This is a genomic window from Rathayibacter tanaceti (genome assembly GCF_009834165.1).
GTDB lineage: Bacteria > Actinomycetota > Actinomycetes > Actinomycetales > Microbacteriaceae > Rathayibacter > Rathayibacter tanaceti.
In genome coordinates this window covers 2,024,073-2,035,966 of record NZ_CP047186.1, presented here as the reverse complement: position 1 = coordinate 2,035,966, position 11,894 = coordinate 2,024,073, and the positions used below count along the sequence as shown (strand labels likewise).

The window sequence follows — 11,894 nt, the reverse complement described above, 5'->3', positions numbered from 1 at the left end:
CGGGCACTCGGGACGCCGAGTCGACGCCGCTCGCGGTCCCCGCCGAGGGCCCCTCGCGAGCGTTCGACGGCGCATCCACCATCGGGTGGTCGGCACGCGCCCAGTACGCCGTGGCCGACTCTGTTTCGCGCCTCCCACTCGGGGGTGGCGAACGGCCGGGATAGCTTCTCGGACGTCTGCGGCTCCGCCTGTCGCAACGGAGAGAGGTACCGTCCTGTGCACGACGTCATCGACCGCCGGCATCCGGCGTTCCGTCCGCACTGCGGCATGGGGGCCGCGGTTCGCGCCGAACGTCCGCGCGCGCGGCGTCCCGTCGCAGGGGCGTCGTCGTCGGCGTGCCCGCTGACCGGGGGAGGACTCCCGTGCTGACCATCGCGATCGTCGCGCTCGAGGCGTGGCACGCAGCACCCCTCGAGCGGGCTTGGCGCGAGCAGGGCCACCGCGTCGTCGTGGTCACGTCCGATCCGGACGGCTTCCCCGGAGCTGACGTGCGCCGCACCCTCCTCGGGCGAGTCGTCGCGCCCGCGGGCCGTCTCGGTGCCGCGTCCGTCGCACTCCCCGCCTTCACCCGCCGTGCGCGCCGGCTCCTCGAGCCCGAGCGCCCCGACATCGTCGTCACGTTCCCCGGCACGGCGCTCGAGCTGATCGGGCTCGCCCCGACGACGCTCCTCCTCGCCGACGGGGGGCGCAGCGAGGCGGTCGCCGAGCACCCCGACGCTCAGGCACGCCGTCGCGCCCCCTTCGCGTCGCGTTGCGACCAGGAGCTCCGCGGCACGGTCGTCGTGGTGCCGACCGCCCACCTCGCCTCGCCCTCCGCGTGGCACCTCACCGCGCCAGCGGTCATCGTCCCCGGCCTCCCCGAGCCCACCGCCGTCGCACCGACCGCGCCCGACGGCCCGCTGCGGCTGATGACGGTCGGTGCACCCGGATGGGACCAGGGCACCGACCGCCTCGACGTCGTCGCCCGCCTCGCGGGCACCGAGTACATCACGGTGGTGGACACGGGAGGAGAGGTCGACGACGACCTGGCGCCCGGTCTCCGCTTCGTCGGGGAGCAGGACCGGGACGGTCGGGCGGAAGTGCTGCGGCACTCCCACGCCTACGTCCACCTCGCGCGCACGACGAGCGGAGCCGCGGCGGGCCTCGAAGCGCTGGCCGGCGGCGTCCCCGTCCTCGCGACGGAGTCCAGCGTCCTCGCCGACTTCTGCGCCGCGGGCGCCGGCGCCGTCGTCCCGGACTTCGCTTCCCGGGAGGACTACGAGGACGCTCTCGGTCGTATCCGCCGCGAGTGGAACTCGATGTCGGCCCGTGCCCGCGAGCTCGCCCGTGAGCGGCCCTGGTCGGTCGTGGCGGACGAGGTCCTCGCCCTGGCGAAGGGCGGCGCGCGTGTCGCCTGAGCCCCGATCCACCGAGGACGCTCTGCCGGAGGATTCCGCGCCGGCGGGATCCCCGACCATCGCCCTGCCCAGCGCCGTCGCACTGCGTCTCGCCGCAGTGCTGGTGCAGTACACCCTGCGCGACCGCGGCATCCGCAGTCTCGTGATCAAGGGCGAGGGCCTGCACCGCCAGGGCATCCGCCCCCCGATGACCTCCGCCGATGTCGACCTCTGGGTCGACCCCGGCCACTTCGACGAGGCTCTCGTCGTGCTCGGATCGATGGGCTGGCGCCGCCGCGCCGAAGCCCTGAGCTGGACGCTGTTCGTCGACCACTCGATCACCCTGGTGCACCCCTCCTGGCCGTGCGATGTCGACGTGCACCGTTCGTTCCCCGGCGCCTTCGAGGAGGAGCGGCTGGTGTTCGAGCACCTCTGGGCGGCGCGGGTCGATCTGCCGCTCAGCGACGAGACCCTCGAGATCCCCGGTCCGGCCCACCACCTCGTCCTCCACGCTCTGCACCAGCTGCGCAGCGCTCGTTCGGCGTCCTCGGCGGGCATCCTCGCGGCACTGCGCGAGCACGGTGCGAGCCTGTCGCTCGAGGAGCGGGCGGCGATCCGCGACGCGGCCGTCGAGCTCGGCGCGCAGACACCGATGAACGAGCTGCTCGAGTCGTGGGGCGTCGCCGCCCCCGCCGAGGAGCGATACCGGCACGCCCAGGTCCTCTGGGATGTCCGGCGCCGCTCCGACCGACACACCTTCAACTGGCTGCACGCCGTCGCCTCCGCTCCGTGGCGGCTCAAGGGCGTCCTGCTGCTGCGGGCGGCGTTCCCCACCCGCGCCGATCTGGAGGCGAGCCATCCCGGCGCGAAGACGCGCGGCCGACGCCTCCGTCTCCGCCTCGAGAGGACGGTGCGCGCCGTGCGCGGGCTGCCCTCGGCGCTCTCGGGATTCCTCCGTGTCGCCCGGGTGGGCGGGCACGACGAGCCTGCTCCGGCGTCGTCGATCGACGTGGTCGTCGAGGCCACCGCTCCGCTGCGGCCGTCCGACGAGCCGACGGTCGTCCCCGAGCACGCCGAGTCGGTCGAGGAGCCGACGGTCGAGCAGGAGACGCCCCGTCCGGCCGTGCGCTTCGCCGTGGAGCGCACCGACGAGCAGGCGTACGTCCTCGACCTCTCGCGGCCCTGGTCGACTCCCGTCGCCCTCTCCCTCAGCGCCGACGCCGTGTTCCAGGCGGCGATCCTCGAGGGCCGTCCGCGCGACGAGGTCGTGACGCTCCTCGCGACGCGCTTCGAGGCCGATCCGGATCTGCTGCGCCACGACGTCGACCTCGTCCTCGACTCCCTCGAGCAGTACTTCACCGACGCCGAGCCGCTCGGGAGCGACGCGTGAACGCCGGGCACGCGAGCGGCGTGCGCGTTCTGCACGTCCTCGACACCTTCGAGGACGGCGGTGCCCAGCGCGTCGCCCTCTCGCTCGGAGCGTGGAGCCGTGAGCACGGCTGCACCGTCGCCTACTGGGGCCGGCCCGGTCCGCTCAGCGCGAGCGTCCCCGCGGGCTCGACGACCTTCGTCGTCCGCCGCCCCGAACAGGGTTTCGCCGCCGATCTGTTCAACCTCGCCCGAGCGGTCCGGCGCTTCCGCCCCGACGTCCTGCACGCGCACCAGCGTCGGGAGGCGCTGCTCGCGCTTCTGGTGGGAGCGGCTCTCGGCGTCCCGGTGGTCGAGCACGCGCACACGGAGCTCCCCTCGATCGACCGCCGAGCCCTGTCCTTCCGTTCCCGCCGCATCTTCGCCGTCTCGGCGTCGGTGGGGCGCATGGTCGTCGACGATTACGGGCGCTCGCCCGAGCGCGTCGTGGTGACGGGAAACGCCCCCGCCAACGTCTCCGGCACTCCCGCGAGCGAGTCCGCGCTCACCGAAGCGCCGGTCCGCATCCTCGGGATCGGCCGGCTCGCCGAGCAGAAGGACCCCGAGCGCTTCCTCGCCGCGGTCGAGTCGCTCGCCCGCTCGCGCGAGGTCACCGCGACCTGGCTCGGCGACGGTCCGATGCTGCCCGCGCTCCGGCAGCGGGCGCTCGAGGCTGGGGTCGCGGAGTTCAGCGGCCCGTCCGCCGACGTGACCTCCGCTCTCGATGCGGCGCACCTGCTCCTCTCCACATCCCGCTGGGAGGGAACGCCGCTGGTGATGCTTGAGGCGATGGCCCGTCGGCGTCCGGTCGTCGCGACCGATGTCGGCGGCGTCGGTGAATTGCTCGGCGGAGGCAAGGGCCTCCTCGTGCCCGCCGGCGCCACCGGCGACGAGATCGCGGCTGCCCTCGAGGCGGCCCTGGCCGAGCCGGACCGTCTGCTGGAGCACGCGGAGCGGGCGAAGACCTGGGTCGACGCGGTCGCCTCGCCCGACGCCGTCTTCGGCGCGGTCCTGCTCGCCTACCGCGAGCTCGGGGTACGGCGGTGACCGCGGACAGGCTCTCGGTGACCGTCATCGCACCGTGCTACAACGCGCTCGCGCAGCTCGACGCCTTCCTGGCCCGACTCGAGAGGACCCTCGTCCCCGGGGTCGACGTCGTCCTCATCGACGATGCCTCCGCCGACGGCACGGCCGATGTCCTCGAACGCTGGGCCGCCTCGCGCGACGATGCCCGCCTCCTGCGGGTGAGGGAGAACGGGGGAGTCGCGGCCGCCCGCAACCGCGCGCTGGCCGAGATCGACTCCGAGTTCGTCTGGTTCGTGGACGTCGACGACGAGTGGGACCCGCGGATCGTCTCCACACTCGCGACCGAGGCCGAGCGGTCAGCGGCCGACATCGTCGTCTGCCGGGCGCTCTACCGGACGCGCCAGGCCACCTCCGGGCGTGTGATCGACGGTCTCGACCGCCGCGAGCTCGTCTCGTCCGAGCGGGCGCTCGAGCGGATGGCCGCGGGGGAGCTGCACGGCTTCCTCTGGAACAAGCTCTTCCGTCGCCGGATCCTGCAGAACGAGCTGTTCCCGCGGCTCACCTCGCAGTCCGACTTCGTCGGGGTGCTGCGCGCGGTGCAGGAGGCGGAGCGGGTCCTGTTCATCCCGGACATCCTCTACTCCTACGTCTACACCGCCTCCTCCATCACCCGGCGGCGCGATCCGAATCTGGGCAACCTCCTGGTGTGCGCCGAGGCGATGCGCGCGGCGCTCGAGCGGACGTTCGACGAGGTACCGGTCGCTCTCTCCGACTGGTTCACCACCTGGTTCTACGCCGTGCCGGTCGCCCTCACGCCGATCCGGCAGAACGCCGATCCCGCCCTGGTCCGCACCGGTATCGGCTTGGGCTCGGCCGCGCTGAAGGACGTGCACGTGCTGCGCTCGGCGCGGCGCCCGCGCATGCTGGTACTCGCGCTCGTGCTCAAGCACGTCCCGGCCGCGTTCGCGCTGATCAGCCGCGTCCTCTACTCCGTGCACGACACCCACCGCCGCCTCTCCGACCGAAGGAGCACCCCCCGATGAACGGCGTGACCGTCTGCATCACCGCCCGGAACGCGGAGGGCACGATCGCCGGCTCCGTCCGGAGCGCACTCCGCGCTCTCCCGCCGTCGGGACGCGTGCTCGTCCGCGACGACGGGAGCACCGACGGAACAGCGGCCGCGGTGGCGCGCATCGGCGACCGCCGGCTGCGGATCCTCGACGACGCGTCACCGCAGGGCATCCCCGCGTCGCGCAACGCCCTGCTGGAGCAGGTCGAGACGCCGTTCGTGGCGATCCTCGACGGTGACGACCGGGCGTTCCCGTGGCGCTTCAGCCGCCAGGCGAGGCTTCTCGCAGGAGGCGCCGATCTGGCCTTCTCGACGGTCATCGTGCGCAAGCCCCCGATCCCGCTCCTCAAGCCGCAGCTGCTCCCGTTCCTCTCGAGCGAGGGCATCGCGCTCGCGCTCCTGCTCGAGAATCCGCTGATGCACCCGACTCTGACGGGCCGCACGAGCGTGATGAGGGCTCTCGACGGCTACCGCTCGGTGGCGGCGGAGGACTTCGACCTCTACCTCCGCGCGAGCCTCGAGGGACACCGGCTGGTGCGCGACACCGTGCCGACCGTCCTCTACCTGCGCCATGCGCACCAGACGACGATCGATCCCGACTGGATCCGCTCCAAGACCGCCAGCACGCTCGTCGAGGAGGCGTTTGACGACCTCGGCCGTCGGCTCCTCGGCTTCGCGCCCGGCTGGTTCTCGTGGCGTCGCGCCGGCTTCCCCCGCGGCGGTGCTCCGGAGGGCCTCGAGACCGAGCTGCGAGCTCTGCTCGACGCGGCCGCCGGACTCCGCCCGAGCGAGCAGCGGCACCTCGCCGGCCTCGTCTCGTTCTTCCGGGGGAAGGCGGCGGCATGACCTCCTACATCACCGGCCGCATCGAGCGGATGCCCGCCAGCATCACCTCGCTCGAGGAGGCCACGCAGGCCGTCCTCGATCTCGCCACGAGCGGGCGGGACGAGCTCGTGGTCACCCCCAACACCGATCACTTCGTGCGCTGGAAGCAGTCCGGCGAGTTCCGCCGCTACTACGGACGCGCCTCCCTCGTCGTGCTCGACGGCACCCCCCTGGTCTGGATCGCGCGCTGGTACGGCCACCGCACGGCGAGCCGCGTGACGGGAATCGACCTGTTCACCGAGGTCTGCCGACGCGCCGCCCTCGAGGATCTTCCCGTGGCGATCGTCGGCGGTCGGCCCGGTGTCGCCGATCGCGCCGCCGCCGAGTTGATGCGCCGCTTCCCCGGACTCCGGGTGCCGATCTCGGTCGCACCCGAACCCGCGGACCTCGCCGACGACCAGTACCTCGCCTCGCTCTCGTCGACGCTGCGCGAGGCCGATGTCCGGATCGTCGCGCTCTGCCTGGGATCGCCCAAGCAGGAAGAGGTGCGCGAGCGCCTCCTCACGGTCGGCGGCACAGGCGCCGTCTGCCTGGGCGTCGGCGCCGCCGTCGACTTCCTCGCCGGCGAGGTGTCGCGAGCGCCCCTGTTCCTCCAGCGCCTCGGACTCGAGTGGGTCCACCGCCTCACCCGCGAGCCCGGGCGCCTCTGGCGCCGCTACCTCGTGGATGCCGTCCATGTCCTGCCGAGTGTCGTCGCGGCACTGCGGCACCGGGTGCGCCATGCCTCCCGCTGAGTCGCCCGGGGCTTCCGAGCGCCCGCTCGTGCTCGTGTGGAAGCGTGCCTGGCTCCAAGACTCCGAGACCTTCGTCCGTAACCAGATGCGCGGACTGCACCGCTGGCGCGCTCTCGGGGCGGGCCTCGAGCACACCGGCTCCGGGGTCCTGCGCGAGGAGAGCGACCGAGTGCTCTACGACCCGATCTCGTCCTGGCAGCGCCGGGCCCTGCTGCTGCGCTGGTTCGGAGTCTCGCGCGGCCTCGACGCCCTGATCGCCGAGCAGCGGCCCGAGCTGATCCACGCGCACTTCCTCACCGATGCCGCCTACATCGCCCGCTACGCGCGGCGGCGGCGCATCCCGCTGGTGGTCACCGGCCACGGCTACGACGTGACCAGCTGGCCGCGTGCGACCGGTGCTCCGCGGTCGCTGCGCCCCCTCGCGCGCCTGCAGCGTGCGCTCACGGCGCGCGCCGTCTTCCGTCACGCTTATGCGGTCGTCGGAGTCTCGCGCTTCATCGCCGACGGTCTCGTCCGGCTCGGCGCCGACCCCAATCGCACCGAGGTCCGCTACATCGGCATCCCGACAGTGGCGGACGCGCCCTCCCAAGACGCTTCCCGCGAAGGCGTCGTCTTCGTCGGGCGGCTCTCGGACAAGAAGGGGGTCGCCGATCTGCTCGACGCGATGGCCGCGCTACCGCTGCCGCTGCGCGACGTCCCGCTGACGATCGTCGGCGACGGCCATCTCCGTGCGGCTCTCGGCGAGCAGGCGGCGCGGCTGGGCCTTACCCGAGCGACGTTCGTCGGCTCCCGCCCGCCCGCCGAGGTGGCCGAGATCCTCCGGACCGCCGCGGTGTTCTGCGCCCCGTCGCTGACCGCGTCGAACGGGGACGCAGAGGGCTTCGGGATGGTGTTCCTCGAGGCGGCACTCGCCGGTGCTCCGGTAGTCTCCTATGCTCACGGCGGCGTCCCGGAGGCGGTCGAGGACGGAGTCACCGGAATGCTCGTTCCCGAGGCCGACGTCACCGCCCTCTCGACGGCTCTCGCCGCACTGCTGGGCGACCCGGCCCGTGCGGAGACCATGGGACGGGCGGGCCGGGAGCGGGTCCTCGCCTCCTTCGACCTCTCCGATCGCATCCGCGATCTGGAGGACCTCTACGACCGCGCAGCCGGTCGCGCACGATCGACGACGACGAACGGAGAGCGACGATGAACGGCGCGAGGCACACGATGGAGCACCGTCAGCGTCCCGGTGCGGGGCGCACGACGACCACGGCTCAGCGCGGCCGCCCGGTGTCGTCCGGACAGGCGCTCGGCGGGCGTCTCGGGCGCCTGGCGACCGGCCCGGACGCGGTCTCGGCCGCCGTGCTCGAGAAGCGCGACGACAAGCGGCGCCGGATCCACTTCGCGATCGTTCTGCTGGTCACCTTCATCATGACCTCGGGGGGCAAGATCGTCGACCTCTTCCTGGCAGGTCGCGCCGCCTCCGACGGCTACTCCACCGGCGCCGTGAACCCGAGCAACCTCGGCGCGACGGTCGACGCGGTGGCTCCGGCTCTGTTCCTCGTGGGCGTCGCCGTCATCTTCTTCCTCAACCTCGGCCGCAAGCGCGCAAACCTGATCGGGCTCGCGGGTGCAGCCGTCTACCTCGTCACCGCCCAGGTGACCAACACGCTGGCCGTGGGCGGCGTGAATCCGACGCCGAAGTACTGGGTGATCATCGCCCTCGTCCTCGCGCTGTGGTCGATCGCCCCGCGCTGGGACGACCTGCGGGTCATCGGCATCGCGATCGTCCTGATCGGTCTTGCGAGCCTCCTGACCGGTCTGACGGACCAGGGCTGGATGCGTGAGGACGCTCTCCTCGCGGGGGAGACGAAGGCCCTCATCGGGACGCGCCTGCTCGCCGGGATCTTCCCGCAGATGAATGTCCTCGGGATGACGATGGCCCTGGGCCTGCCGTTCGTCCTGCTCCTGCGCCGACGGGCCGCCCGGTACGCCGGTCTGGCGATCGTCCTGGCCAACCTTGTGCTGAGCGCCTCGCGCACCTCGCTGATCGCGGCCGGCATCACGATCCTCGTCGCGGTGGTCCTGCGCCTCATCCGTCACGAGCGCACTCGCCGTGCGGTGGCGATCAGCGCGGTGACGCTCACGGCGACGGCGATGGTGCTCCTGCCCATCCTCGTGAACGACCGCTCGGCCCTCACCAGCCGCGGCGCGATCTGGATGTCCTCGATGAGCGTGATCCCCGATCACTTCCTCGTCGGCCTCTCGACCAACGCCTTCACCAAGGAGGGCATCATGCCCCGGCTGATCGGGCACACGCCCTGGCACGGGCACAACCTCTTCGTCTCGACGATGGTGTGGGGCGGGATCATCCTCATCGCCGCTCTGCTGGTGTTCCTCGTCAGTGTCCTCGTCCGCTCGCTGACCTACTTCGACCGCTCCATGGTCAGCTATCTGTTCGTGCTGACGCTGCTGGCCTGCTCGCTCGCCGAGATGCCGCTGCGCATCGACGACTTCGACGGAGTGTCGTGGCTGACCTGGGTCGCCGTGCTCGCGGTGATGATGGTGCCCGGCCCGCCCGCACCCGCGGAGCAGGTCTGGCGCCGCCGCCCCGTGCTCACCGAGGATGCCTCCTCCACGAGCGGACCGCGCGCGTTCAGCGCTCGGGGAGCCCGGTGAGCCTGCGCCGGACCACCGTTGATGCGACGACCTGGACGGCGATCTCCTTCGCCGTCGCGCTCGCGGTGCAGCTCGGGCAGTTCGCGCTGCTCGCGCGGCTGCTCGATGCGTCGCAGATGGGCCTCATCGCGATCGTCGGCCTGCTCAACGCGTTCGTCGACATCTTCCTCGGCATGGGAGTCGCGCAGGCGATCATCCAGCGGCGTCGGGCGACCAGCTTCGAGCTCTCGTCGGTCTTCTGGCTGAACCTGAGCGTCGGCGTCCTCGTCACGGCGGTCGTCTTCCTCGCGGCGGGACCGATCGCCGTGCTGCTCGGTTCCGCTGCCGCCGCTCCCGTCCTCGCCGTGGCCTCGCTGGTCTTCGTGGGCAGCGCCGCCGGCCAGGTGCCGCGGGCCGTGCTCGAGAAGGGCATCCGCTTCCGCGCGGTCGCCATCTCCGAGACCGTCTCGATCGCCGGCGGCTTCGCCGTGACCGTCGCTCTCGCCTTCGCGGGAGCGGGAGCCGTCTCGTACGCCTGGGGCCTCGTCGCGACCGCGCTGCTGCGCTCCGCGCTCGCCTTCGTGCAGGCACGTCGGTGGTTCCGTCTCCGCTGGCGCTTCCGGCCGCGTGAGACAGGGCGCTTCCTCTCGTTCGGCGTCTTCCAGACCCTCGATGGAGTCGTGAACTATCTGGGTTCCAACGCGAGCTCCCTCGCCATCGGCCGTCTGCTCGGCCCGGCCCAGCTCGGCGGCTACACGCTCGCCTACAATCTGGCCGTCAACCTCCCCGCCCGCGTCAACCCGATCGTGACCCGGGTGATGTTCCCGGTCTTCTCGTCCATCCAGCACGACCGGGACCGGGTCGCCAAGAACTACCTCAGCGTCACGGCGGTGCTCGGTATGGCGAGCATCCCGCCCCTCGTCTTCGTCGCCCTGCGCTCCGAGGAGGTCGTCCGCGTGTTCTACGGGCCGGACTGGGGCTGGATCGCCGGGATGACCACGGCGCTGACCTTCGTCGGCGCGGTGCGCGCCATCGGCAATCCCGTCGGCTTCGTGCTGATGGCGATGAACCGTGTCCGCTTCGGCCTGGTCGTGAACGTCCTCAAGACGGCCGTCACCATCCCGATGATCGTCGGCGGCGGCGTGCTCTTCGGGCTCGACGGCCTCATCGGCGGTCTGCTGCTCTCCAGCGTCCTGGGATTCGTGGTCACCTACGTCGTCCTCCGGGTCATCCTCGGCATCCGCATCTCGGCCTTCCTGCGCGCCTGCAGCGGTGGACCACTCCTCGCGCTGCCCATGGCGGTCCTCCTGATGGCGCTGTCGGCCTTGCCCGAGGGCTCCTTCCTCCGGCTGTTCCCGGTCGAGATCGTGCTCGCCGGTCTCGTGCTGGGGGCGACCGCGCTCCTGGCTCCGGGCCGCGATCTCGCTGAGGCCCGCTCGCTCGTGCTGTCGCGGCTCCCGCAGCGCTTCCGTCCGGGCCGGGCGACGCCGCCCGAGGTGGCTGTCGTCCTCGCCGCGGAGGAGCGCTTCGACGGCACCGGGGGAGCAGTCGCGACATGGGTGCGCGAGACCGTCTCGCGCTCGCAGCTGCGGATCACTGTGCACGCCCCCTGGTCGGCTCCGGCCGAGGGCGTTGACGTCCGCCACCACCGCGTGTACGGCGCGGTCTACTCCGTCCAGCGCAGGGTCGCCCTCGTGCTCGCCCGGCGCCGCGATGGCGACCCGGCGGCCGAGCTGCGCCGCCTTTCGCTCGGTGGACGGCCGTGGCTGCTCTGTCTGGCGCCGTCGCTGCGTCGGGTGCCGACCGTCTGGATCCACAACCGGCCGCGCTACGCCGCCAGGTTGCGCCAGCTGGGCTATCGGGGTCGCATCGTCGCCCACATGCACAACGACCTGCTCGACCATCTCCCTCATGCTCTCGAGGAGGCGCGTCCCTACCTCGACGCCGTCGACGAGTGGTTCTTCTGCAGCGAGTTCCTGCGTCGTCGGGCGGTCGATCTGTACCGCCTCGAGGCGACGGCGGTCCTGTACAACGGAGTCGTCCCGGCCCCGCAGAGCGAGCGGTCCCCGCTCGCCGTTCCTGTCGAGGCCGTCTTCGCCGGCCGCCTCGTGCCCGAGAAGGGCGCTCGCGAGGCGGTGGAGATCGTCCAGCGAGTGCAGGCCGAGCAGGGCGTCGATCTCCGACTGGTGATCGCGGGAGCGGCCGGCCTCGGTGCCGACGCGACGCCGACCCCCTACGTCCGCGCCCTCGACGAGGCGATCGCAGCGCAGCCGGCGGCGGCCCGGCGCCTGCCGTTCCTCCCGCACGAGAGACTGCTGGACCTGTTCGCGTCCTCCGCCTTCCTCCTGTACCCGTGCCGGTGGGACGAGCCGTTCGGAATGGTCGTGGTGGAGGCGCTCTCGCGCGGGCTGCCCGTCGTCACCGTCGAGCGGGGCGGGCTCCCCGAGATCCTGCGCACCGGCGACGGTGTCGTGGACGGCTCGATCCTCGTGCGGGCCGGGTCCGAGGAGGAGGTCGCGGCGGCGATGGTCGCCGCTGTGCCGGCCCTCCTGGAGTCCCTCCGCGATCCGGAGCGCCGGGCGCAGATCGCCGAGGCCTCCCGTCGGCGGTCGGCGGAGTTCGGCTGGCCGGGCATCGCCCGTCGCGCCGACCAGCTGCTCGGCGGCGCGCAGCCTCAGCACTGACCAGGAGCGTCAGCCCGCACGCGCCTGACCAGGAGCGTCAGCCCGCACGCGCCGCTCGCCGCACGGACGCGTG

At 72.4% G+C, this 11,894-nt stretch carries 9 protein-coding genes; all 9 read left to right on the top strand.

Annotated features, from left to right (window positions below; translation table 11 throughout):
- Positions 1–362: 362 nt before the first annotated feature.
- From GSU10_RS09580 to GSU10_RS09540, 9 genes are read left to right on the top strand one after another with little or no spacing between them, the layout of a single operon-like run.
- A complete protein-coding gene (locus GSU10_RS09580; RefSeq protein ID WP_068210878.1) occupies positions 363–1,397 on the top strand; it encodes a glycosyltransferase in 1,035 nt (344 codons plus the stop codon).
- Positions 1,387–2,766: a nucleotidyltransferase family protein gene (locus tag GSU10_RS09575; protein WP_068210875.1), complete on the top strand. Its 1,380-nt coding sequence runs from the start codon at positions 1,387–1,389 to the stop codon at positions 2,764–2,766. Before GSU10_RS09580 ends, GSU10_RS09575 begins: the two co-directional genes overlap by 11 nt.
- Positions 2,763–3,830, top strand: coding sequence for a glycosyltransferase (locus tag GSU10_RS09570; RefSeq protein WP_068210872.1), 1,068 nt, complete (start codon positions 2,763–2,765; stop codon positions 3,828–3,830). Before GSU10_RS09575 ends, GSU10_RS09570 begins: the two co-directional genes overlap by 4 nt.
- Positions 3,827–4,852, top strand: a complete 1,026-nt coding sequence (locus GSU10_RS09565) for a glycosyltransferase family 2 protein (RefSeq protein ID WP_068210869.1) — start codon at positions 3,827–3,829, stop codon at positions 4,850–4,852. Before GSU10_RS09570 ends, GSU10_RS09565 begins: the two co-directional genes overlap by 4 nt.
- On the top strand, positions 4,849–5,724 hold the full coding sequence (locus GSU10_RS09560; RefSeq protein ID WP_068210866.1) for a glycosyltransferase family 2 protein: 876 nt from the start codon (positions 4,849–4,851) through the stop codon (positions 5,722–5,724). The genes GSU10_RS09565 and GSU10_RS09560 overlap by 4 nt, the downstream gene beginning before the upstream one ends.
- A complete protein-coding gene (locus GSU10_RS09555) occupies positions 5,721–6,497 on the top strand; it encodes a WecB/TagA/CpsF family glycosyltransferase (RefSeq protein ID WP_132504113.1) in 777 nt (258 codons plus the stop codon). Before GSU10_RS09560 ends, GSU10_RS09555 begins: the two co-directional genes overlap by 4 nt.
- Positions 6,484–7,689 carry a glycosyltransferase gene (locus GSU10_RS09550; protein ID WP_068210860.1) on the top strand — a complete coding sequence of 402 codons (1,206 nt, stop codon included), beginning with the start codon at positions 6,484–6,486 and terminating at the stop codon, positions 7,687–7,689. The genes GSU10_RS09555 and GSU10_RS09550 overlap by 14 nt, the downstream gene beginning before the upstream one ends.
- Positions 7,686–9,158 carry an O-antigen ligase family protein gene (locus GSU10_RS09545; RefSeq protein ID WP_068210857.1) on the top strand — a complete coding sequence of 491 codons (1,473 nt, stop codon included), beginning with the start codon at positions 7,686–7,688 and terminating at the stop codon, positions 9,156–9,158. Before GSU10_RS09550 ends, GSU10_RS09545 begins: the two co-directional genes overlap by 4 nt.
- On the top strand, positions 9,155–11,821 hold the full coding sequence (locus GSU10_RS09540; protein ID WP_068210853.1) for an MOP flippase family protein: 2,667 nt from the start codon (positions 9,155–9,157) through the stop codon (positions 11,819–11,821). The genes GSU10_RS09545 and GSU10_RS09540 overlap by 4 nt, the downstream gene beginning before the upstream one ends.
- Positions 11,822–11,894: the final 73 nt, after the last annotated feature.

Excerpts from the sequence above, each read along its gene's own strand:
- GSU10_RS09560 (WP_068210866.1), top strand. The coding sequence starts at position 4,849 with ATGAACGGCGTGACCGTCTGCATCACCGCCCGGAACGCGGAGGGCACG.
- GSU10_RS09550 (WP_068210860.1), top strand. The coding sequence starts at position 6,484 with ATGCCTCCCGCTGAGTCGCCCGGGGCTTCCGAGCGCCCGCTCGTGCTC.
- GSU10_RS09555 (WP_132504113.1), top strand. The coding sequence starts at position 5,721 with ATGACCTCCTACATCACCGGCCGCATCGAGCGGATGCCCGCCAGCATC.
- GSU10_RS09545 (WP_068210857.1), top strand. The coding sequence starts at position 7,686 with ATGAACGGCGCGAGGCACACGATGGAGCACCGTCAGCGTCCCGGTGCG.